General features: G+C 52.9%; 22 protein-coding genes and 2 pseudogenes. 13 read left to right on the top strand and 11 right to left on the bottom strand.

Annotated elements, in window-relative coordinates; all coding sequences use genetic code 11:
* Window positions 1-272 precede the first annotated feature (272 nt).
* Window positions 273-1,220, bottom strand: coding sequence for an aldo/keto reductase family protein (locus I656_RS11425; RefSeq protein WP_020754294.1), 948 nt, complete (start codon window positions 1,218-1,220; stop codon window positions 273-275).
* Between the two features lie 245 nt (window positions 1,221-1,465).
* On the opposite strand from I656_RS11425, the gene I656_RS11430 reads away from it, so the two are divergent.
* From I656_RS11430 to I656_RS11450, 6 genes and pseudogenes are all read left to right on the top strand, one after another.
* Window positions 1,466-2,194 (top strand): amino acid ABC transporter ATP-binding protein, encoded by a 729-nt coding sequence (locus I656_RS11430; RefSeq protein ID WP_015375048.1) that lies wholly within the window; start codon window positions 1,466-1,468, stop codon window positions 2,192-2,194.
* Between the two features lie 28 nt (window positions 2,195-2,222).
* On the top strand, window positions 2,223-3,068 hold the full coding sequence (locus I656_RS11435) for a glutamate ABC transporter substrate-binding protein (RefSeq protein WP_015375049.1): 846 nt from the start codon (window positions 2,223-2,225) through the stop codon (window positions 3,066-3,068).
* A gap of 87 nt (window positions 3,069-3,155) precedes the next feature.
* Window positions 3,156-3,810, top strand: a pseudogene (locus tag I656_RS0114945) (amino acid ABC transporter permease).
* A gap of 16 nt (window positions 3,811-3,826) precedes the next feature.
* Window positions 3,827-4,477 (top strand): amino acid ABC transporter permease, encoded by a 651-nt coding sequence (locus I656_RS11440; protein ID WP_033005005.1) that lies wholly within the window; start codon window positions 3,827-3,829, stop codon window positions 4,475-4,477.
* 290 nt (window positions 4,478-4,767) lie between these two features.
* Window positions 4,768-6,024, top strand: coding sequence for a HAMP domain-containing sensor histidine kinase (locus I656_RS11445; protein WP_223810920.1), 1,257 nt, complete (start codon window positions 4,768-4,770; stop codon window positions 6,022-6,024).
* A 29-nt stretch (window positions 6,025-6,053) separates the two neighbouring features.
* Window positions 6,054-6,953, top strand: coding sequence for a response regulator (locus tag I656_RS11450; protein ID WP_020754285.1), 900 nt, complete (start codon window positions 6,054-6,056; stop codon window positions 6,951-6,953).
* 252 nt (window positions 6,954-7,205) lie between these two features.
* Here the strand turns inward: I656_RS11450 and I656_RS18580 are convergent, their stop codons facing one another.
* On the bottom strand, window positions 7,206-7,349 hold the full coding sequence (locus tag I656_RS18580; RefSeq protein WP_020754283.1) for a hypothetical protein: 144 nt from the start codon (window positions 7,347-7,349) through the stop codon (window positions 7,206-7,208).
* Window positions 7,350-7,506: 157 nt separating this feature from the next.
* On the opposite strand from I656_RS18580, the gene I656_RS11455 reads away from it, so the two are divergent.
* The gene (locus I656_RS11455; RefSeq protein ID WP_015375055.1) at window positions 7,507-8,034 is read left to right on the top strand and encodes a YceI family protein; all 528 of its coding nucleotides are present in this window, start codon (window positions 7,507-7,509) and stop codon (window positions 8,032-8,034) included.
* Between the two features lie 158 nt (window positions 8,035-8,192).
* Here I656_RS11455 and I656_RS11460 read toward each other — a convergent pair whose 3' ends face one another.
* From I656_RS11460 to shc, 5 genes and pseudogenes are all read right to left on the bottom strand, one after another.
* Window positions 8,193-8,966 (bottom strand): 3-hydroxybutyrate dehydrogenase, encoded by a 774-nt coding sequence (locus I656_RS11460; RefSeq protein WP_020754281.1) that lies wholly within the window; start codon window positions 8,964-8,966, stop codon window positions 8,193-8,195.
* Complete coding sequence (locus I656_RS11465; protein ID WP_020754280.1) at window positions 8,966-9,271, bottom strand: 4a-hydroxytetrahydrobiopterin dehydratase; 306 nt, start codon at window positions 9,269-9,271, stop codon at window positions 8,966-8,968. The genes I656_RS11460 and I656_RS11465 overlap by 1 nt, the downstream gene beginning before the upstream one ends.
* Window positions 9,272-9,273: 2 nt before the next feature.
* Window positions 9,274-9,861 carry a Uma2 family endonuclease gene (locus tag I656_RS11470; protein WP_033005000.1) on the bottom strand — a complete coding sequence of 196 codons (588 nt, stop codon included), beginning with the start codon at window positions 9,859-9,861 and terminating at the stop codon, window positions 9,274-9,276.
* Window positions 9,862-10,205: 344 nt separating this feature from the next.
* Complete coding sequence (locus tag I656_RS11475; protein WP_033004998.1) at window positions 10,206-11,456, bottom strand: triacylglycerol lipase; 1,251 nt, start codon at window positions 11,454-11,456, stop codon at window positions 10,206-10,208.
* Between the two features lie 230 nt (window positions 11,457-11,686).
* Window positions 11,687-13,544, bottom strand: a pseudogene (gene shc / locus I656_RS11480) (squalene--hopene cyclase).
* Between the two features lie 85 nt (window positions 13,545-13,629).
* Here shc and I656_RS11485 point away from each other — a divergent pair.
* From I656_RS11485 to I656_RS11495, 3 genes are all read left to right on the top strand, one after another.
* Window positions 13,630-14,781, top strand: coding sequence for a DUF2515 domain-containing protein (locus I656_RS11485; protein ID WP_015375074.1), 1,152 nt, complete (start codon window positions 13,630-13,632; stop codon window positions 14,779-14,781).
* Window positions 14,771-15,163 (top strand): CBO0543 family protein, encoded by a 393-nt coding sequence (locus tag I656_RS11490; protein ID WP_015375075.1) that lies wholly within the window; start codon window positions 14,771-14,773, stop codon window positions 15,161-15,163. Before I656_RS11485 ends, I656_RS11490 begins: the two co-directional genes overlap by 11 nt.
* Window positions 15,164-15,253: 90 nt before the next feature.
* A complete protein-coding gene (locus I656_RS11495; RefSeq protein ID WP_015375076.1) occupies window positions 15,254-16,072 on the top strand; it encodes a rhamnogalacturonan acetylesterase in 819 nt (272 codons plus the stop codon).
* A 192-nt stretch (window positions 16,073-16,264) separates the two neighbouring features.
* On the opposite strand, the gene I656_RS11500 is transcribed toward I656_RS11495, so the two are convergent.
* The 3 genes from I656_RS11500 to I656_RS11510 all read right to left on the bottom strand — a co-directional run bounded on the left by I656_RS11500 (window position 16,265) and on the right by I656_RS11510 (window position 18,944).
* Complete coding sequence (locus I656_RS11500) at window positions 16,265-17,242, bottom strand: bile acid:sodium symporter family protein (protein WP_015375077.1); 978 nt, start codon at window positions 17,240-17,242, stop codon at window positions 16,265-16,267.
* A 154-nt stretch (window positions 17,243-17,396) separates the two neighbouring features.
* On the bottom strand, window positions 17,397-18,371 hold the full coding sequence (locus I656_RS11505) for an MBL fold metallo-hydrolase (protein WP_020754271.1): 975 nt from the start codon (window positions 18,369-18,371) through the stop codon (window positions 17,397-17,399).
* A 252-nt stretch (window positions 18,372-18,623) separates the two neighbouring features.
* Window positions 18,624-18,944 carry a hypothetical protein gene (locus I656_RS11510; RefSeq protein WP_015375079.1) on the bottom strand — a complete coding sequence of 107 codons (321 nt, stop codon included), beginning with the start codon at window positions 18,942-18,944 and terminating at the stop codon, window positions 18,624-18,626.
* Window positions 18,945-19,143: 199 nt separating this feature from the next.
* Here I656_RS11510 and I656_RS11515 point away from each other — a divergent pair, with 199 nt between their 5' ends.
* A complete protein-coding gene (locus I656_RS11515; RefSeq protein WP_020754269.1) occupies window positions 19,144-20,457 on the top strand; it encodes a processed acidic surface protein in 1,314 nt (437 codons plus the stop codon).
* Window positions 20,458-21,051 carry a class D sortase gene (locus tag I656_RS11520; RefSeq protein ID WP_015375081.1) on the top strand — a complete coding sequence of 198 codons (594 nt, stop codon included), beginning with the start codon at window positions 20,458-20,460 and terminating at the stop codon, window positions 21,049-21,051. It abuts the gene before it with no gap.
* A gap of 45 nt (window positions 21,052-21,096) precedes the next feature.
* Here the strand turns inward: I656_RS11520 and I656_RS11525 are convergent, their stop codons facing one another.
* Window positions 21,097-22,254, bottom strand: a complete 1,158-nt coding sequence (locus I656_RS11525; protein ID WP_020754268.1) for a CapA family protein — start codon at window positions 22,252-22,254, stop codon at window positions 21,097-21,099.
* 235 nt (window positions 22,255-22,489) lie between these two features.
* On the opposite strand from I656_RS11525, the gene I656_RS11530 reads away from it, so the two are divergent.
* The gene (locus tag I656_RS11530; protein WP_020754266.1) at window positions 22,490-22,942 is read left to right on the top strand and encodes a hypothetical protein; all 453 of its coding nucleotides are present in this window, start codon (window positions 22,490-22,492) and stop codon (window positions 22,940-22,942) included.
* Window positions 22,943-23,048: the final 106 nt, after the last annotated feature.

Genomic DNA, 23,048 nt, shown 5'->3' with positions numbered 1-23,048 from the left:
AGCGTAAAGGGTTCTTGTGTGTGGCTTACCGTTCGGCGAACACACACAAGTCGCTTGAAGCCCCCATCTCTAAGCGAAGCGTAGGTGGTGGGTAGTTCACCAGCACAAACGTGTCTATGATCAGCTTGAAGGAAGAAGGAAAGAAGTCAATCGATCATCCAATCGCCGCTCTCAATTCTTTTCCGCTCTCCCGTGAAAACGGAGTCTCCTTCGATGCGGGACGGATCAAAAAAGAAAACGGAGACAGGCGTCAGCCTGTCCCCATTTTTCGATTACGCCAAAACCCCCTCAATCTTCTCAATCACTTCTTCGCTTAACGCGACATCGACCGCCTTGACGTTTTCTTCGACTTGTTCCGGACGGCTGGCGCCAATTAAGGCGCTGGCGACGTTCGGCTGGCGCAGCACCCAGGCGAGGGCGAGCTGGGACAACGTAATGCCAAGCTCAGCCGCGATTTTTTCGAGTTGTTCCACTTTTGACAACACATCATCGTTCAGCAGCCGCTGGATAAAGGCGTTCGCCTTCGGATCGGCAGCGCGGCTGTCCGCTGGCGGTTGTTGGCCACGCTTGTATTTGCCGGTCAGCACCCCTTGGGCGAGCGGCGAGAAGACGATTTGACTGATGCCGTTTTGTTCGCACACCGGGATGACTTCCTTTTCAATATAGCGATGGAACATGTTGTACTGCGGCTGGTTGACGACGATCCGATCGAGCAGGTAGCGGTCGGCCACGCCGAGCGCCTCTTGAATTTGTTGGGCCGTCCATTCGCTCACGCCGACATACAGCACTTTTCCTTGGCGGACGAGGTCGTCGATCGTGCGCAACGTCTCATCGACCGGCGTTTCTTTGTCATAGCGGTGGCAATAGTAGATGTCGACATAATCAAGCTGCAGCCGCTTTAAGCTCGCATGGAGCTGCTCAAACACATGCTTGCGCGACAGGCCGCGGTCGTTCGGACCATCGCCCATCGGCCAAAACACTTTCGTCGCGATGACATACGATTCGCGCGGATATTTGCGCAGCGCCTCGCCGACGATTTTTTCCGCTTCCCCGCGCGCGTAGACGTTCGCCGTGTCAAACGAGTTGATGCCAAGTTCGTACGCCTTGTCAATGACGCGGATCGCGGTTTCTTTTTCTACCGAATTTCCATATGTAAGCCAGCTGCCTAAACTAATCTCACTGACTTTCAGCCCCGTGCGGCCGAGTTTTCGATACTTCATTTGCGTTTTCCTCTCCTTTCAGCGGCCATCAATGCCAAATTCTTCATGTCCCATTATAATCCTCGACTGCGGATTTGCAAAGACATTTGCCTTACTATTCAAAAAACGGCTTCCGTCTCTTTGCCTCCATCATCGATTTTTCTCCGGTTCACAAAATTTTTGTAGATTTCCGTAGATTTTCGTAGGTGTGTATTTACAATGAATTCGAAAAACATTCACAAATTTGTCACAAAGGAGGGGGGCTATTGATTTATTTCCACCAAGTCAACAAATACTACGGGGATTTTCATGTGTTGAAAGACATTAACTTGACGATCAACCAAGGGGAAGTCGTCGTCATCATCGGGCCATCCGGATCGGGCAAGAGCACGCTCGTGCGTTGCATCAACCGGCTTGAGACGATTTCAAGCGGCGAATTGATCGTGGACGGCGTCAAAGTGAACGACAAAGGCGTCAACATCAACGAGCTGCGACGCAATATCGGCATGGTGTTCCAACATTTCAACCTATACCCGCACATGACTGTTTTGCAAAACATCACGTTGGCGCCGCGCAAAGTGCTCGGCATGTCCGAAAAAGAAGCGAACGAGATCGCCATGTATTACTTGGAAAAAGTCGGAATCCCAGACAAAGCGAACGCCTATCCGTCCGCGCTGTCCGGCGGCCAGCAGCAGCGCGTCGCCATCGCCCGCGGGTTGGCGATGAAACCGAAAATCATGCTGTTTGACGAGCCGACATCGGCGCTGGACCCGGAAACGATCGGCGAGGTGCTCGATGTCATGAAGCAGCTGGCGAAAGAAGGGATGACGATGGTTGTCGTCACCCATGAAATGGGATTTGCCCGCGAGGTGGCCGACCGCATCGTCTTTATGGACCAAGGCCGCATTTTAGAAGAAGCGCCGCCTGAGGAGTTTTTCGCGGCGCCGAAAGAGGAGCGGGCGCGCGTGTTTTTAAGCCGCATTCTAAACCATTAATTCCGGTCAATCAAAGGGGGTTTTGTTCATGAAAAAGAAAACATGGAAATGGTGGATCGCCGTCGCCTTGACGGCCTTATTGAGCGCTGTCGCGTTGACGGGCTGCAGCACGACGGACAAAGGGGAAGGCGGAACATCGTCAGAAAAAACGGAAGCGGCCAATACGCTTGAAAAAATTAAACAACGCGGCAAGCTTGTTGTTGGCGTCAAATACGATCTGAACTTATTCGGGTTGAAAAACCCGGAAACCGGAAAAGTCGAAGGATTTGACATTGATATTGCCAAAGGGCTGGCGAAAAAAATTCTCGGTGATGAAAACAAAATTGAATTGAAAGAAGTGACGTCCAAAACGCGCATCCCGATGTTGAACAACGGGGAAATTGATGCGATCATCGCGACGATGACGATCACCGAGGAACGGAAAAAAGAAGTCGATTTCTCGGATGTGTACTTTATGGCAGGCCAATCGCTGCTTGTGAAAAAAGACAGCCCGATCAACAGCGTGAAAGACTTGAAAAAAGGCATGACGGTCTTGACGGCGAAAGGCTCGACATCGGCGGAAAACATCCGCAAAGCGGCCCCGCAAGTCAACGTGCTTGAATTTGAAAACTACGCGGAAGCGTTTACTGCATTGAAAGCGGGCCAAGGCGATGCGCTGACAACGGACAACGCGCTGCTTTGGGGCATGGCGAAACAAGATCCGAACTACCGCGTCCTTGATGAAACGTTCACGGAAGAGCCGTACGGCATCGCCGTCCGCAAAGGAGACAAAGAATTGCTGCAAGTCATCAACGAATACTTGAAAGAAATTAAAGAAAACGGCGAATACGATAAGATCTACGAAAAATGGATCGGCAAAAAGCCGCAACAATAACAGGCGAAACGGTGGGCGGAACATATCCGCCCACCTGTTTGCCCAAAGGATGGGCTATGATTCCGCAAAGAAAGGAGGCGCTTTGTTTTGTTGCGCTTTTCCATTTTGGTTGAACATTGGGATTTGTATATGCAAGGGTTTGGCCATACGATCAAGGCCAGCGTGCTGGCCCTCATCGGCAGCTTGGCTTTAGGGACCATCATCGCCATTTTCCGCATCGCGCCGATTCGCCCGCTCAATTGGGTCGGAACGGCGTACGTGGAATTTATCCGCAACATCCCGCTTGTGTTGATCGTGTTCGTTTTTTTTTATGGGCTTGCCCGCCGTCGGCATCCGGTTTGACTCGTTTACCGCCGGAACGCTCGGACTGATGGTGTATACCGCTGCTTTTATCGCCGAAGCGATCCGCTCGGGCATTCAAGCCGTTCCGAAAGGACAAATGGAAGCGGCCCGTTCCTCCGGGTTGACCTACTTACAGGCGATGCGTTACGTCATCTTGCCGCAGGCGGTGAAAATCGTCATTCCGCCGCTTGGCAACCAGTTCATCAACTTGGTGAAAAACTCTTCGGTGCTTGGCGTCATCGCCGGATTGGATTTAATGTATTACGGCGACTTGATTTCCTCGAAAACGTTCGTCACCTTTGACGTTTATATTTTCGTCGCCTTGTTTTACCTCGTCTTAACGATCCCGCTCAGCCTTGGCGTCGGCTACTTAGAGCGCCGGTTGCTCAAGGCGCGGTAGGAAAGGAGGCCAAATGATGGATTTTGCCGGTGCTTACGCGCCCGCCCATTTGAAGTTTTTGCTTCAAGGGTTTCTCGTCACGTTGGAAGTGGCGTTCATTTCCATTGTTTTGAGTTTTATCTTCGGCATTGTCATCGGGGTCATTCGCTATACGAAAATCCCAGTGCTTTCCCAGCTGCTCGCCGTGCTGGTCGAAACGATCCGGAATTTGCCGCTGTTATTAATCATTTTCTTTACGTATTTTGCCCTTCCGGAAGTTGGATTAAAGCTGGATAAACTATATGCCGCCATTTCGGCCTTGGTCATTTTTGAATCGGCCATGCTGTCGGAAATCGTCCGCAGCGGCCTGCAGTCAATCGACAAAGGGCAAATCGAAGCGGCGCGCTCATCGGGGCTTACGTATGGGCAGACGCTATGGTACATCATTTTGCCGCAAGCATTGCGGCGCATGGTTCCGCCGATCGTCAGCCAATTCATTTCTTTATTGAAAGATACGTCGCTCGCCATTGTCATTTCGTTGCCGGAATTGATGAACCATGCGCAAATCATTAACGGCCGCAACGTCAATTTCGTCATCCCGATTTTCATCCTGGTGGCGTTCATGTACTTTATCGTCAACTATTCGCTGTCGCTCGTTTCGCGCCGGTTGGAATACCACCAGCGATAAGGAAACCGTATCCCCTTCTTCAGCTGGGGCATACGGTTTTTTCTTGCCATTCGCGGCACCGCTGGCTCCCTGAGCGTCCATTTCCATCACTCGTTGAGGCGCCAAAAGGGAAATGAAGATTTTTTCACGAAAATCATCCGTTGTTTTCGCTTTCCTGTTATATAATAGAATTGGAGATTCGTTCACGACTTTCACAAAGGCGGTGACGTCCACTGACACCAGCAAAAAAAGAACCGCTTTGGCTTCTTTTGCTTTTGCTTTCGGCTGCCGCGTTTCTCGGTGAAATGAAAATGAACCCGTTTGACAGCCCGTTTCGCGTCTCGCTCGGCAGCGCTGTCTTTTTTCTCGGGCTTGTCGCCTTTCGCTCCCTTTCGCCGTTTGTCATCGGCGCCAGCACGGGAGCAGCAGTCGTTGGATTTCGCGTCTTTCTGGACTCGTTGACCGGAGAAATGTCGACTTCTGAGAGTCTGCTGACCCATCTCCCGGCAGCCGGGTATTATATCAGCTTTTCCATGATGGCGGCTGCTGTTCGGTTTCGCCAACGAATGGCCGCACCGATTCGGGCTGGAACGGTTGGAGCGGCGCTTGATTTTTTGGCGAACGCCTGTGAACTAGGGATCCGATATGGGATGGGCGAACCGTTTTCCTTCAGCGGCCAAACGATCATCGTCTTATGGTTGTTCGCCATTTTGCGCAGTTTCTGCGTCATCGGCGTTTACAACATGTGGGTGACAAAACATGTCCGCTCGCTCGCCGAAGCGAGAAAGCAAGAACTCGAGCGGCTCATGATGGTGAGCAGCGGATTATATGAAGAAATGTTTTACTTGCAAAAATCCATGGCTCTCATGGAAGACATGACGCGCAAAAGCTATGACCTTTACTCGCAGTTGATCGAACGAAAGCACGTTGAGCCGCGCGTCGCCCTGGAGCTTGCCGAACATATTCACGAGACGAAAAAGGATATGCAGCGCATTTTCGCCGGCCTGTCTAAGCTCATCGGCCGCCAATCGGTGCGCGGACGCGTGCCGATTGCCGAGCTGTGCGCCATGGTCATTCGCGCCAATGAGAAGTACGCCAGCTTGTCCGGAAAGACGATTGCCTTTTCGTACAACGGCCATATCGATCTTATGACCGATCAGCTGTATCCGCTTCTTTCCGTGCTCAACAACTTAGTATCCAATGCCGTCGAAGCCATTGAGAAGGCAGGCGACGTCACCTTGCATGCGCGTCTCCGCGGAAGCGAGCTGATCATCGAAGTGGAAGACACCGGCCCCGGCATTGCGGCTGATGACATCGCCTGGATTTTCCAGCCCGGATTTACAACGAAATACGACCGGCGCGGCAACCCGTCGACTGGCATCGGTCTCACCCATGCGCGCGATATCGCCCAAACACTTGGGGGGCATCTCCAGCTTGTCAAAAGCGAGCCGGGGCAGACGGTATTTCGTCTTGCCGTGCCGACAGCCCGCCTCCTGCAAGACACACCGTCCGCCGCCGAAATGTTCTCCGATCGCAACGCCGATCGGCAAGGAAATGCCGTCATATAGGCAAGTCAAGGAAGGGAGAGAACGGGAAGATGGGGCTCCGTTTTTTTCTAATCGAAGATGACCCTGTTGTCAGAAAGATGCTTGAAAAATTAATTCATGAATCCGGGCTCGGTGAGGTGGTCGGGTGTGCAGAAGACGGGCTAAACGTCCGCGCGGCCGACTTGCTTCACGTGGATGTGGTGCTCATTGACTTGTTAATGCCGGGGCGTGATGGAATTCAAACGATGAAAGCGCTGCGCCAAGAAGGATTTCGGGGGACATTCATCATGATCTCGCAAGTGGAAAACAAAGAAATGATCGGCCAAGCCTATTTGCACGGCATTGACACATACATTCAAAAACCGATCAACCGTTATGAAGTGCTGTCTGTACTCAAGCGCGTCGCCGATCATCTCTCCGCCGTCCGCTCGCTTGAGTCGATCCGTCAAGTGCTCAAAGGGCTTGAGCCGCAAACGGCCGACACCGCCGTTTCCAAGCCGTCCGTCATGGAACAGCAGGCCGAACAGCTTCTCCTTCTTCTCGGGGTCGCTGGAGAAGCGGGCAGCGCGGACGTGCTTCTCGTGGTGCGCTGGTTGGCAGAACAGGAAGCAAAAGGCCAGCCTGTGCGCGAACTGCCGCCGCTCAAAGAGCTGTACGCCGAACTCGTCGAGCGGGAATACGGCCTCCCCCCTGGCGAAACTGCCAAGGAAGCGCGGGCGATGGAACAGCGCATCCGCCGCCTCGTCCTGCAGGCGTTCACCCACCTCGCTTCCCTCGGCCTGACCGACTACACGAACCCGACGTTCGAGCATTTCGCACCGAGGCTGTTTGATTTCGGCGACATCCGCCGGCGGATGAACGAACTCGAACGCGGCCAAATGGAGACAGAATGCCGCATGAATGTGCGAAAGTTTTTAACGGCTTTCTTCTTTGAGCTGAAGCGGGTCTAAAAGGCCATAAAATAGCTGCTTCTTTATATATAAGCCGGCGGTTGCGCGAATGCGAAGAAGAGCGACGTTTTATAAAAGGTTCTCAACTTGAAACGAGGGACGACGCTCCGCTTCCTGTTCAATCGCCAGCCTTCTAAATCATGATGCTGTCCCCTTGCGAAACAGGTCAAATGTTTTCCGTCGTCAGGCCAACTGCTCTTCTCTTCAGTAGCAACGAATGAGGCAAAACAAACGACGCTCGCTTCGCTTGTGTCAGCCGCCTGGGCCAAATCCTTCGTCGTCATATTCGGCACGAGTTCGGCATGGTCGAGAATGTAGGCGGCTATCTTTTTTTTCCGCCGGTGAAAACCGTTCCATTTGCTGTTTGATTTTCGCTAAAAGGCCGATTTCATTCATCTTATTCTCCCTTTCCGCACATCATTTTTCTTTCATCTTATCATGGAAAGCCCCCTGTGCTCCATACTAATAATCTTTAATAAAAAATATTTGATTTCGAGATATACATTTGTTATGATAGTGGTGCGAATATGAATCATAAAGAGGAGGAAAAGCGATGACAACATTCCAACTCGACAAAGCGCACAGCTCTGTCGCCTTCCAAGTAAGACATATGATGATCTCCAAAGCGAAAGGGGAATTCACCAACTTTGACGTTGAGGTCGAAGGCGACATCAACGAACTCGAGTCGCTGAAAGTCAAAGCGACGATCGATGCCGCCTCGATCGACACGAAAAACGCCGACCGCGACAACCATCTCCGCTCGGCCGACTTTTTCGATGTCGAGAACTATCCAACCATTACGTTTGTCAGTGAATCCGTGCGCAAGCTGTCCGACACGGAATATGAAGTGACCGGGAAGCTGACGATCCGCGGCGTGACGAGAACAGAAACGTTCAAAGTCGAATACAACGGCCAAGTGAAAAACCCGCTCACCGGCGGCATCTCGGTCGGTTTTGATGTCGAAGGAACGATCAACCGCGAAGACTACGGGTTGGTATGGAACGTCGCGCTCGAAACTGGCGGATTCCTCGTCGGGAAAGAAGTCAAAATCCTAGCCAGCTTCGAATTTGCCTTGAGCTGAGCGTTCGAAGCGAAACGCCCCCGTCGCTAAAAATGCCGGGGGCGTTTTATCGTTGCGAGAGAAAACGGCCGCGTTGAACTCAGCATGGACATGCGGCAAAACGTTAGATCGTCAATCCCGAAAAAAGACTCCCGCTTCAAGCAAGGCGAAGGGGGAGTTTACTGCGCCGTATACCCGCCATCGATCACGACCGCCTGGCCGGTGACGCCTTTGGCTTGTTCGCCCGCCAAAAAGAGGACATAATGGGCCACCTCTTCAACCGACAGCAGCCGCCGCTGCGGCACAAGCGGGTAAATCACTTCCTCAAGCACCTTCTCAAGCGGCACGTTTCTTGTCGCCGCCAAATCCGCGAGCTGGCCGCGGACGAGTTCAGTGTCCACATAGCCCGGGCAAAGGGCGTTCACCGTAATGCCGTATGGCGCCCCTTCTAACGCTGCCACTTTCGTTAAGCCAATCACCCCGTGCTTCGCGCTGTTGTACGCCGCTTTGCCGGCAAACCCGACGAGCCCGTTGATCGACGCCATGTTGATGATGCGGCCATATCGCTGCTGTTTCATAATGGGAAATGCATGCTTGATGGCCAAAAATGGGCCGACAAGCATGACGCGAATGAGCTGTTCAAATTTTTCCGTCGGGAAATCCTCGATGTTCGCCACATGTTGCAAACCAGCGTTGTTCACGACAACATCCAGGCGCCCCCAACGGCTGACGGCCTCGTTGATCGCTTGCTTCACCTCTTGTTCAACCGTCACATCACATTTCACGCCGACCGCTTCATAGCCCAACTCCCGAAGCGACCGAGCAGCTTGCTCGACTTCTTCCTGGCGCAAATCAACGAGCACCACGTTTGCACCATGTTCCGCCAACGTTTTCGCCACTTCATAGCCAATCCCCCGCGCGGCTCCCGTGATGAGTGCCACTCGCTTTTCCATTATTCCCCTCCCCCCTGCTTCATCTGGTTATACACCTCATCATACTGCTTCGCCAAGTCAAAATCGAGCTTCGTCAGCCCTTTCGCCCGCCATGAAGACAGTTTCACGGTGATGAGCTTGTAGTCGATCGAAATGAATGGGTGGTGGTTGGCGTCTTCCGAAATCGCGGCGATTCGCCGGACAAACTCGATTCCTTGCAAGTAGTCTTGAAAACGGTATTTTTTCACAATCCACCGCTCATCGGCCAGCTTCCAGCCGTCCGCTTTTTCAAGCAGTGCTTGCACTTCCTCTTCCGTTAACCGCATCGTTATCCCTCACCCTCTATATTTTGAAATATGCCAGCCAGCGAAACCGTCAAATCAGCGAACAAAAACGAGACGAGCACATCGCCTTCGCCAAAGACGCTCCGCCTCTCATACCCTTTTTCACCGCGGCCGTACACTTCCACCGTCCGATGCAGCGGATCGACGATCCAATATTCCTTGACGCCAAACTGTTCGTACAACATATACTTTTCGTTTCGATCTTTCAACGCTGTACTTGGCGAAAGCACTTCCACTACCAAGTCAGGCGGACCATCGCAGCCTCGGCTGCCCATTTTGCTTTGATCGCAAATGACGGAGATATCTGGTTGCACGACATGCTTCGCCTGTTCATAGTCCGCCTGCTCATCAAGGCGTACATCAAATGGCGCCATGACAACCGTGCATCCTTTTTCACGAAAAAATGCCCGCAAAGCGACATACAATTCACCGACGATAGACTGGTGGACCAAGGAAGGGGTCGGTGCCATGTTGTAGGGCACGCCGTTGATCAGCTCCCACCGTCCGTCCCACTTGACATAATCTTGATACGTATACCGTTCCTTTTGCCGCTCGGGCGGCTTCACGTCCATTCCCCCATCCGCTTGCTTTACCCTTATTATACCATCGGACATCCGCGGCCGTCATACAACATAATGCGCTTCTGTGAAAATGCACGTGCTGGGATGGGTCATTTTTATCCTTGGGTAGAGGGCAAACCGTTGCCCATGGACCTTTTCCGTGAACATGCATACTTCTTGATAGTCATTTTCATCCCCGGGTTTAGGGGAGCGAGTCGCCCATGAGACTTTTCCGTGAACATGCAGGACTGACGCGTGAATTTCATCCCCGGGTGGAGGGCAAAGCGCGCTGCCCATGGAACTTTTCCATAAAAAGAGCCATCCGATCGAGATGGCTTTTTCGCAAAATACTCGTTTTAAGGCTGCAAGCTCGCCAACTGCTCGGCAAGCCGCAAATAAAAGGCGCGAATATCAAATGACGGATTCGGGTCAACGCCGATGATTTCCAAATGGTCGACGTTGTACGTTCCCATATCATTCCAAACCCCTTTTTTCAACGTCCCGTCATACGGCACGATCCGATCGCTTGATCCACGCTTTGGACCGTTCATGGAAACCGTATTGACAATGCCATCGTTCTCCAACCATCGGTCGTCAATGCCGAGCGTCGGATTGCGGTACGAACCGAGAAACGGAGCGCATACGACCGCGCTGAATGCATTCATTCCGAGTTCGGGATAATGGTTGCCTGTGAGCGCTCCGCGATACGTCCGTTCTGTAGAGAAACTCAAATAATACGTATTCGGGCTTGCTTGCACCCATTGATTCAACTTCTCAGCTCCGGAAACGGATAAATCGTAGCGGGCGGTATCTGTGGACGTCCAAACAGGGGAGCGCTTGAGCCGTTCAAAATAATGGTCGAACGATTCACCCGGCTGGCGGCGCAGTCCCCATTGGTCGAGCTTAAAATCGTATACTTGACTCGTGTACGGCACGTTGCTGGCGACAGCCGCCGCTTCCAACACCGCTTTTTGCAAGTCAAAAAAGCGATCGGTGAAATCAACCATGTTGACAAGCGTCGTCCCGTCATGAGGAGTGGCGATGGTCGTCACACTCAACACAAAATGATGTCCACCTTCAAACAACGGTGACAACGACACGTTATGCGCCTTGGCGTACTCCCGCTCTTCTTGGCTTCCGTTCTCTAGGAGCGAGACAAGCATGCGGGCCGTCTGCCCCCCTTGGCTGTGGGCGATGATATGGATGCGGCCACCCCTTTTCAATTCCGGCAACAGGCCGGGATAAGTGCGGCCAAACCGCGCATGGCCGTGCTTTGCCGCATGGGCTGCCCCATAATCGACCGTCCCGCCGACAAGCTGAGCATACGCTTCACACGCCCGGTCCCAGTTGCTCGAGAGCGGTCCGACCGCCAGCGTATACGTTCGATAACCGTTGTCGTTCAGCCATTGTTCGATATCGCCGCGCACGCCGCCCCAATACTTGAATCCAAACATTTCCTCTCGTCCCCATCCGGTAAACCCATGGAGAAGCACAATCGGTGCATCATTGGCGCGTAGGGATGCCGCTTCCGTCCGCCCTCCCGGGACCGATAGGCCGAACACAAACCATAATCCGAGCAACACAAACATAATCCGACAGCATTTCATCACGCTCTCCTTCTCCTCCCCTCGAATCGACTGAACCCCTTTATTCCGAATTACCTGAATATTCTATACTAAATAATCAGGCTATTCAATCCCGGCAATTGTCGGGTTTTCTGATGAGGGAAAGAGAAAAATGCACTTTTGTGCCGTCATATTTCGTTTCTCGCCGACAGCGAGAGGGTGATGCACTATGTCATGGCAGCGTTCCATCACGCCCTCGTACGGATGGTTGGCTAATCTACAAACGGCCCGAACTTTTGCTCATAGTGGGCGAGCGCCAACAGCGGAAAAATGTAGCGGTAGCTATGGTAATGGATGTAAAAGGCGCCCGCCATTCCTTGCCCAGCGGGATACGAAGCCGTCCAGTCCGGATGGCGGAGAAGGCGAATAAGGGCGCGAACGCCGGCTTTCATTTCCGCGGTCGGACGCTCGGCGGCGGCGATGAGGGCATCAAGCGCCCAGGCGGTATGGACCGGCGTGCTGGCGCCAAGCGGCACATACGTCTTGGCTCCGTCGCTTTTGCACGATTCCCCCCAGCCGCCATCAGCATTTTGGATGCTTAAAAGCCAATGAACAGCTTTTTGCATCGCCGGGTGATCGATTGGAACGCCGACAGCCGAAAGCCCCGTCACCGCCGCCCATGTGCCGTATACATAGCAAATCCCCCAGCGCCCATACCACGAACCGTCGGCTTCTTGATGGTCAAGCAGCCAGTCGACGGCGCGGGCGACGGCGGGGTGGTCTTTCGTTAATCGAGCGAACGTTCCGAAATATTCAAGCGTCCGTCCGGTCAAATCGGCTGTTGATGGGTCCATCAACAAAAATTCCGCCCCTTCGATCGGCAAATACCGCCAAAACCGTTTGCCGACATTCTTTTCAAACGCCGCAAACCCGCCGTCATCGTTTTGCATCGAAAACAGCCATTGGTTCGCCCGATCCCATGCATGGCGAAACGCCGTCTCTTTCGCTGCCGCCCGGCGGATGGCGCGCAGCGCGGCGGTCGTATCGTCAACGTCCGGGTTCATCGTATTCACATCAGAAAATCCCCAGCCGCCCGGTATACCGTACGGGTTGTGCACCGCCCAGTCGCCATAGCGGATATGCTGGCGCGACAACAAATAGCGGTTCGCTTTTTCAATCGTCCGGTCCGTCAAGGGCACGCCCGCTTCTTGCAGCGCGTAGCTCGCCAACGCCGTGTTCCAAACGGAAGCGGTCGTATATTGCATATGCGTATGCCCATCGATTTCGGTCCGCAGTGAGCGCAAACCGCGGATAGCCCGCTGAATATACGGATCATCTTTCGGATAGCCGAGCGCGAGCAGCGCAAAAATCAACAAAAACGTCGAGCTGAAATAGCTGTACAACGTTCCGTCTGGCTCGATATGATCCAACATATAACGGACGGCGCGCTGTTCGGCGGCATGATGCAGCTGGTCCGGAAGTCCGATGAGAGATCGCTTGATGTACGACCATAGCGATCGGCTTTCAGGCAGCCGCCAGTCGTTGCGGGAAACAACCAAATCGGACAAGTCTGGGCTTTTTGCCGTCCTCCGGCTGTACCGTCGCTCCGCGGCGACGAGAAGCGGAATCATGTTCGCTCTTCCGTACACGGAAAGGTCATACATATTGAGCGGAAACGACGGGGGAAGAAGGAAAAATTCAAGCGGCAGCGGAAACCGTCTTGGCCACGGATGCTGTCCGGTCAATGCGAGCATCACTTTCGTAAACAAGTGGACACGCTCTAGGCCGCCCATTTCCAAAATGCGCGCTTTCGCCTTTTGCATATGCGGGTCGTTTTTTTTTCCGATAGCCGGAGTAAAGCAGGGCGTAATACGCCTCGGTTGTCGCCGTCACGTTGCCGTCGCCTTCATCGGCAAACAGCTTCCACGCCCCATTCGGGTCCTGGCGGCTTTCAATACGTTCGACAAGCGCTTGAATCAACGGTTCATCATGTATTCCGAGCGTCCGCAATAAAATGATCATATAGGCATCGGTGGAAATACCGGTTTCAAACGGAAACCGCCACGATCCATCAGCCGCTTGCGATTGCTTGAGCGCATCGATGAGCACGCGCCGTTCATCGTCCACTATTCATCGCCTTCCTTTTTCGAAAATCTGCTTCTTTCCATATTTATTCGATTCGCAAACCCGCGATGCGCCAAGAGGGGGATTCATCATGCGCTGCCGAAAATCAAAAACCTCGTCTCTTCCCCTTTCTCTCGTCGATCTTTATCGGGAGCTGAAGAAAAAGAGAAAGAAAGAAGCAACAACGATATCAGAACGCGATCTGACGGCCAAAGAGCAGCAGCTCATCCGCCGCATCCAGGCGATGACGGCGGAACAAAACGAAAACAATGTCACCCGGACAACGGCCTATCTCGATTTTTACTTGCGCCATCGCGAAATTCATTGGGCATTTTTAGGGCATATGGTGTCGCGCAACGGCGGCTGGAATATGACCGACTTAAAAGGGGAACTGCTCATGAGGCTGCTCTCGGAAGACGACCGGCAGTCGTTTTTCGCCTTTTTGGAGCGCGGCAATTGGCTCATTTTTCAAGACATTTATCCACAGTTTTTGTTGTATGAGGAAAGCAAAAAGCGGGGAGAGCCGTTATTTTATTTATTGCCATGGCTTGGCGTCTCAACGTTTATGGAAACGGTATGGCACCATTTTTGGCGCCACGGCGACCCGTACACGCTGGCCATCGCCTTAGTCGTGAACGAACAAAGCTATTTGGAATCCCGCGTCATTCAACATCCTGCTTTTCGGCAAACGGTTTTTCAGACGCTGGAGTTTAAACTGCAGGAACTACTCTGCTTCAACCATATTTTGTTTCCGCATGACGACGGCCGGGGCGGCACCGCCTTGATCGGCCAAACACTCCACGAGTTTGAGTCGCTCCATGAACGCATTTTGCTCGGCAAACGGCTGTACTCGATTTTGTTTGACGATGAAGAAACATTGGAAAACGCTGTGCGCTGGGCGGTGCGCCATCCGCACACCGGCTCGCGCAAAGACTATTGGCCGCAGCTGTTTAACGACGTATGCGAATCGTTTCCACGGGAGCCGTACCGCCGCCGCATCCACGATTGCCAAATAGTTCCTAACGCCCCGCGCCTATACAGCCCGCAGCTTCGTCACGCGTGGAAAAACGTCGTCCATGAAGCGGTTGAACCCGGCGATTGGTTTACCGACCCGCACGTTGTCCGCTATCTTGTCAAACCGGAACGACCGACGAATGGAGAGATTGTGGATGCCTATTGTGAAACGCTCGAAAAAATGGAGCTGGCGATCATCGCCAAACACGCCTTCTTTCATGCGCGCTAGCCGCCGCGCCTACGTGGCTTCAGCGCTGCTTGCGTCTTGGACGGGGACGTATTTGGATTTGTATTTCGTGGGAAAAGGGCTGTATGCGTTCCCGAAACGGCCCTTTCCTTCTGTCTTTTCGATCGATATTTTCTTTACGGCCGTCGTTCTTCCGCTCGGCACCGTCTTCTTTCTTGCCCTCATGGAGCGGCTTAGCCGCCTTGGGCGCATGGGGCTCATCGCTGCATTGTCGGCATTGGCGGCCGCATTGGAGGCCAAAGCCGAGACGTACGGTTTGTTCACCCACACGGCCGAATGGAGCCATTGGTATTCAGTTGCCGGTTACGGTCTTTTTCTTTCAATAATATGGGAATTTTACCGCCGATTCCAAACGGTGGACTAGCCCAAATGGCGCATAAAGGCAATGGCAGCGAGCAACGATAACGGGGAACAAACCGAAAAGACGAGCAGCTGCCGGATAGGAGGAATCCGATTGAGAAGAAAAAAAGCCGCATTCCTTTGCTTGGCTGTCATCGCCGCCAGCGTTGCCCTCATCGCCCAACCGGACACGGATGGAAAAGCATCCAAAACGGGCGGACGGGCCGTCATAACGATCTACTTGGCAGGCGATTCGACCGTCGCCGCCGCCCCCCGCTCCCGCGCTCCCCGGGCCGGATGGGGTGAAATGCTCGATGATTGGTTTGATGACAACGTCATGGTGAAAAATATGGCCGCTTCCGGCCGCAGCGCGAAAAGTTTTGTCGAGGAGGGGCGGTTGGCTCGCCTGTTGCATGAGATGAAAAAAGGGGATTACTTGTTCATCCAATTTGGCCATAACGATGAAAAGGTGAACGACCCGGCGCGCCACACCGAGCCGTTCACCACCTATCAGGCATATTTGAAACAGTGTATTGACGGCGCCCGCGCCAAAGGGGCGACTCCTGTCCTCATCACCCCGGTCGAGCGGCGGCGCTTTTCCGCCGACGGACGAGCGCTCGATTCCCACGGGCCTTATCCTGCCGCCATGAAAGCGCTGGCGAAACAAGAGCACGTGCCGTTTATCGATTTGACGGCGAAAAGCAAACAGCGGTTTGAACAGCTCGGTCCGGAGCGGACGAAACGGTGGTTTTTATGGCTCGCACCGGGCGAACATCCCAATTACCCGAACGGCATCAGCGACAACACCCACTTTCACCAGCGAGGGGCGAAGGAAATCGCCCGGCTCGTCGTGGAAGGAATTGTCGAACTCAACCTTCCTCTTCGCCGCCACCTCATCCGTTCACCGGAACGGGAACATGCGCCAAGCCGCTAGACCGGCTCAGCCCCGTCCCTCCACCGCAGCAGATCCATCGCCCATCCGCGAACTGCTGCCGCCGGCAACGCCTTTTTTTTTGGCTTGCTGCCCATGCCCGTCCGATCCCGGATGAGCAATCTTTTTGGCTCTTCGCTCCTTCGCCTTTTCCCTCCGCTCCCTCGCCGAACGCCGCTGTCCGCCTCCCGCTGGCTATCGAGCGCTGCCGGCAAACGGCGCCTGACGGCCCGACGACAAATGATATGTTTTGTCCAGCAGGCGATGGTACATAGACGCCAGCACTTGCTGAAACAGCATGCCAAGCACAACCGGCACGCTCACCGGCGGCGGAAAGTAAGTCATCGCCAGCACCGCACCGGCGCTGATGTTGCGCATGCCGCCGGTAAACGTCAGCGCAATGATGTCCGGCGGGGCAAATTTCAGCCAGCGGGCCGCCATCCAAGAAAGAAAATAGCCGGAGCCCGCAATCACGAAGACGAGAAACGCCATAAAAACCAAGCGGGCGTCAGCATGACCAAAATACGGAGCGACAACCGCGCTATTGATCATGACAACAAGCACAAGCGCCAGTTTGGAAAATGGCGCCAATCCCCCCGCCAGCCGTTCATTCGCGCGGCCGGACAACCGCTCGCTGACCAACATCCCGCCAAGCGATGGCAAAATAATCATGAAAAACAACCCGAGCACCATTTGCCAAACGTCGATCTCGACCGCGCTTCCCGCAAACAGCAGCAACGTCAGCGGCACAACGGCCGGCGACAAAAACGTATCAATCAAAATGACGGACAGCGCCAACGCCAAGTTTCCCCGTCCGATCGACACCCAGATGAAGCTCGTCACCCCAGTCGGAATGGCCGCCGCCAGCACAAAGCCGATCACCGTCAGCCGATCGTGGCCGAAAAACAAATGCCCAAGCCCAAACGCCCAAAGCGGGATCACGAGGTGAAGCAAACATAACGCCGCCGCGATCGGACCGGGGTGAATAAGCGCCTCTTTCAAATCAGCCAACCGCAGCCGCAAACTGCCGCTAAACGTCATAAACGCAAACAACCACGGCACAAGTGCGGCATAATCGTGCAACTCGTTAGACAGCCATACACCGATCACTACGCTCGCCGGCGTCAGCAGCGGCAACACCTTCTCAAGCCGGCGGTTGATCGATTGCCACATCGGTTTCATCTCCCCATCTCGCCTTCAAGGACGCGTTCGCATTTCCTATGCCTACATTTTTCTATTATACACCGTAGCCGTGCAAAGAGAAGCACAAAACCGAATTGTCTCAACATACAAAAATTCCAGCTGTTTTCCGTATGGCAGACGACGATCATGATTCATATACGAACACGCCGTTCCGCTCATCTTTTTGTACTTGGCCAATGGACACTAAATACTCCAAATGCGCCAACGTTTCCGCCACCGCAAACCGCCATTGGTGCGCCGTCAGCGGCTTATGGCCGAACACAAGATCAGCGATGTCATAAGCGGTGCGCCCCTTTTCCGTCAACGCTTTCATTTTTTTCAGCCGGTGCTCATGATGGCGGAAAATATCACGGATCCGCTCGCGAAATTGACGGATGACAGCGCCATGGGCAGGCAAAGCCACCTCCACATGGAGAGCCTCCACATTGCGCAACGAAGCGAAATATTGCTGCAGCGGATTCGGATGGGCGCCCGGCCATACCCCGATGTTTGGGGTGATGCGGTCAAGCACATGATCAGAGACAAGCAGCTGGCGCGACTCTGGCTGATAAAAACTGATCAACCCATCGCTGTGCCCCGGAACCGGAATGACGGTCCATTGCCGTTGGCCGAGCACAATTTCATCGTCAGCCAACACTGTTAGTACAGGAAACGGACTGACGCGGAGCGACAACTTCTCCATACTCTCTTCGATGTCCGCCACAAGGTCTTTCGGGACGCCGTGGCGGCGAAACAGCGCAGCCACTTCGCTCGCCTGGCGACTCTCTTCCCCCCACACTCGTTCCGCCATCGCATAATCAGGCTCACTGATCCATACAGGCGCTTCCGTTTGTTGCTGCATCCACCCAGCCAGGCCGAAATGGTCCGGGTGAAAATGCGTGATGTAAATGGCGCGAACGTGCCGCGGCTTGATTCCAAGTTGCCGAAACACTGCTTCCCAGGCGCGAATCGCCTCAGGATAGCGAAAGCCGACGTCGACAATGCTCCATCCATCCGTTTCTCGGCATACATAACAATAAACATGCTTCATCGGAAATGGGACTGGGATCGGAACGCGGTACATTTCATCTCCTATCCGCTCCATTTCAATCTGCGTCATCCATTCTCTCCCCTTTTCTTTACATCAACACCTCTTTTTTTCACCAAACAACAAAGACAACTTAGTTTTATTTTATATTTCTGAATATTTAGTTAACAAAAATATTATGCTACAACCCTTCATCTTTTTCAACTTTGAAAACCATGGTTCTAAAACAAAGAAGGCGCCCCTCCATATAATCGGGGCACCTTGTTAAGATCATCTTATATAGATCCAATACTAGGCCAATATACAGCGAGTCGCTGTATTTTATTATTTTGGATTTTTCTGATCGTTGATCTGCCAAGAAGCCATTTCTTCGGCAAACTCCGCCGCAGCAGGCTGCATCGTTCCCATCCGCCGGCTCATCCAGCGGTTGAGGCCGCGAATCACGTTTCGCATCGGTCCTTGCGTCATCGGCGCCATGCGTCTCCCTTGTCTCGCCCCCAACATCGCGGCTGCCACCGCTCCTAAGCTTACGCTGACGAGCGTCCAAATGGCGTTATGGTTTCTTCGCCGTCTAACAACCCCCAACCATGGATTCCACAACCCGCGGCCGCGCTGAACGCGGAACAGACGGAATAAGCGGTCCATTGTACCTCCACCTCCTTTTGCTCGACAGCTCCCGTTCAACGGTTAGCATACGTTTCCTCTGAAAAAGTCATACATGGAAAACATTCGATGCCAACGGGAAGTTCTTTCTATATAAAAAATTCCATATATTTCACTATTTTCAACCTTTTCATGTCCCTATATACTGAATTCGTATATACAAACAAACGGAGGTCACGACATGAAAAACATCGTTCCTTTTGCTTTGGCCGCATCCATCACCACTATATGGCCAGCTTCAGCGTTCGCCATTGAACGCAACGATCCAGCTTTAGAGCAGTATTTAAATGAAGCAGGGATCACAGTCGAAGAGCTGGAAAATTATTTGGACTATGAAGGCTATTCGCTCGATGAGTTTGACAGCGTGGACGAATTGCGCCGTGAGTTCGGCGAGCCGCTCACGGAAGAAAATTTAGCTCAGTTGCTCGCCAAACACGGATTGACCGAACAACAGCTTCGACAAATGCTCATCGACAATGGAGAAATGGAAGAGTCACAGGCCATTACTGATGTGTTTTTATTTTACAATGATCTGGAAGAATATATCGAACTGTTTAAAGATTACTCCGTTCCGATCACGGATGAAACGTTGGCCGCCTTTCTAAACGAACGCGGAATGACAAAGGAAGAGCTCATCGCCCTTCTTGATCGGCATGGCGAATCGTTGGCCGATTACCACTCGATCGGCGAGCAGAAAGATATCGTCGATTATTATCGAAATTTGACGCCGTTGACCGAAGAAACATTAAACAAATTTTTACAAGAAATTGGCATGACGAAAACGCAATTGGAAAAACTGCTGTCTAAAAACGGCGATTCGCTTGACAATTATGCGACGGTCGAGGAACTGTCGGAGGCCGTCATCGACTACTTGCTTCCGGATTTAGACGAGCTTGGTTTGACGGACGCAGAGTTGGAAAAGCTCTATCACCATTTTGAATCGCTTAATATGGAAGATCCACAATTCGCCGAGAAAATGGAAGAAATCGGTCAACGGCTTGAGGCGATCGGTGCGTACGATTTTACAAGCGTTACGGAGTTATCGCCAACGCAAATCGCTGAGATCGCCAATGTATGGACCGACCTGCTTTCCACATTTCAGCTGGAAGCGAAGTTTTATTTGTCAAACGGTGGCGAGAAAAAGCTGCTCAGCCTGTCGACGCTGCTGACAATGGAATCAGCGAACGGCTACGATTTGCTTGTTGAAATTTACAGCACCGAAGGCGAGCTGCTGGCTGATTTTGTCGTGACCGAAGAGATGTTTGCCTCCGACATATTCGATGAAATCGGCGAAGACTTGCAACAGAGCGGCCAGGCAGCGAAAATCGAAAAAGTGGTGAAACCGGCGCCGCCGAAACCGCTGAAGCGGACCGAAGCCGGAGCGAAACTGCCGAAGACGGCATCCCCGTATGCCGCTTATATGCTTTTTGGTTTGACCTTCATCGGTGCCGGCGCATTCCTTGTCCGCTTCCGCCAAGGAGTTGAGACGAAATAAATGAACCGGAAACGGCTCGTGCGCTTTTTTGGAGCATGCTTGATCGCAGCTGGAATCGCCGTAGCCGCCGTTAGCGGCTTGAAGTGGAAAAACGGCCTCGAGGCGGTCAAACCGCTGTCTGTTGAAATAGAGAGACAAACAGGCGATGCGCCGATGCAAATCCAAAGTTCACTCTACCCAAAACAGCCCAAAATCGGCGAACAAATCGGCGAACTCATCATCCCGAAGCTCAACATGAGCCTAGCGATTTACCACGGTACAGATGAAGACGAGTTGGAAAAAGGGGTCGGCCATTACGCCGGCAGTGTCCTGCCAGGAGAGGCGGACAACTGCGTGCTTTCTGGCCATCGCGACACGGTCTTCCGCCGTCTTGGCGAAGTCGGCCAAGGCGATCTCTTGATCGTCCGTACGTCCGCCGGCACATTCACCTATAAAGTGCGCAAAGTGCGCATCGTCGACGCCGACGACCGGACGGTCATCGTTCCAAAGCCGAAAGCGACACTCACCGTTTCCACGTGCTATCCGTTCCGCTACGTCGGCCCTGCTCCGCAGCGGTACGTGCTCGTCGCCAACTTAATCAATGATCGCTCTTAACCTTGCAAAAAGCGAAAGGATGGCCGAAACAAGGGCCATCCTTTTTTACTTCACTTCGTACGCGGTCCAAGTCGGCTTTTTGATTTTCGCCGACAGCGAGACAATTTTCCGTTTCACTCGGGCTGCTTCCCCTCCCGCTAACGGCATCGGCTGGTAGTTGTTCCTTGTCGTCACCGATGAAATGCGAAACGGGATGACGCGGATTTCTTTTTTGGCCGTCCGCTTGCCGTTTTGAAAAGAAAACACCTGCTGGAAAACAAACGTATCTTTGTCGCTCGGGTTTTTGTTTCCGCCAAACATAAAATTCCCTAAACTGTAGACAATAAATTTGCCTTTGTACTCCTCGATCCCTTGCACGACGTGCGGGTGATGGCCGACGACCAAATCGGCGCCGCTGTCAATCGCAAAGCGGCCGAGCGCCTTTTGCGTGCTGTTTGGCACATAGCTTCGTTCCACTCCCCAGTGGAAATGGACTAGAATGATGTCGGCTCCTTGTTTCCGAAGCGTGCGAATATCGTTGGCGATTTGCTTGCGCAACGTGCGGGTATTGCTCCAACCTTCATAGCCGAGCGCCCCGACTTGAATGCCTTTGACCGTTTTCATGAGCCGAAGCGTACGGCCGAAATAACCGATCTTTTCTTTTTTTAGACTGGCGATCGTATCGTTATATCCTTTTTGCAAGTAATCGTATGTATGATTATTGGCCAGATTCACCGCCTCAATGCCGCCATAAGTTAAGATTTTCGCATAACTCGGGTGGCCGCGGAAACGAAATGTCTTGCTTGCCTTGCGCGTCGAGGTCGTCAGCGTCGTTTCCAAATTGACGGTCGTAAAATCGTCCTTTTTGAAGATCGGCTCAATGTATTTCGTAAAATAGCGCAAGCCGTGCTTCTTTGCTTCTTCATCAAACGAATACGCATAGCCATAATTTTCATCGCGCCCGAGCGTCACATCGCCCGCCGCGCTGATGGTGATGCGCACTTCGTTCGAGTTCGGCGCCGCTTGTTTGGCAGAGGCTGACGCTATCACCATCTTATCGATCGGACTCGGCAGCGGCGGATGCTCGATGGTTTGCCCCGCCGGTTCATTTGGCGCCGCCAGCACTTCCTCGGCGCCGCGATCAGCTGCGTTGCCGCAGGAAAATAAAAAGATCGACGCCATACACAGAAGCGCCGCGTTTTTCCCCTTCGTCCATCCGTTCATGCTCCCTCTCCCATCCATCTATTTTCTTCAAACTGCCAAAACTTCTGCTAATGACGTATTCAACACACCCCCTCTTTATCCCTTTTCTTTCCCTCAATTTAGGAATGATGGCCTAGCCAAGCCATGATATAATGAGCTTGCAGGCGTTTCCCCTCTATTTCCACATCTCGGACTCCTCACGTTTCATGATTGAAACGCCCCAAGCAAAATCCCCTCTCGATAGGGAGGTTTCTTCATGGAAGGGCTGTTGCGGCAGTTAACCACACTTGTTCAAGGGCTTGTCGATGACATGTCCGTCCTGAAGCAAGACATGCAAACGGTGAAGCAAAAATTGGGCCAACTTGAACAACGAATGGACAAACTGGAACAACGGATGGACAAGCAGGAAGAAGAGTTGCGCTGGCTGAAAGAGCAGATGAAAGAAAACACGGACATGATCAAAGCGATCCGCGACAATCAACTCGAGCAGCACAGCATTCAAGACGGCATGCGCCATGAAATCGCCAGCCTCCGCGGAGAAATGGCCGGCATTCGCGAGCAGATGGCCACAAAAGACGATCTTTCCCGCCTTCGCGAGCAAATGGCGACAAAAGAAGACATCTCCCTCATTCATCAGCGGCTTGATTATCAACTTGGCCGCATCGCGAAAGTGGAGGAGGAGATGTATTTGCTGAAGAAAGTAGATTGACACTCCACACGCTTAAAGGCATGGGATTCTTGGATCGTTTGCGTCCTCATCCATTTCTGGTTCGGACAACGCCCAAGTTTAGGGGGGTGTCATCACCCCGTCCCAT

Source organism: Geobacillus sp. WSUCF1, from assembly GCF_000422025.1.
GTDB classification, from domain to species: domain Bacteria; phylum Bacillota; class Bacilli; order Bacillales; family Anoxybacillaceae; genus Geobacillus; species Geobacillus zalihae.
The sequence above is the reverse complement of the archived record's forward strand: the minus strand, read 5'-3'. Positions and strand labels throughout refer to the sequence as shown.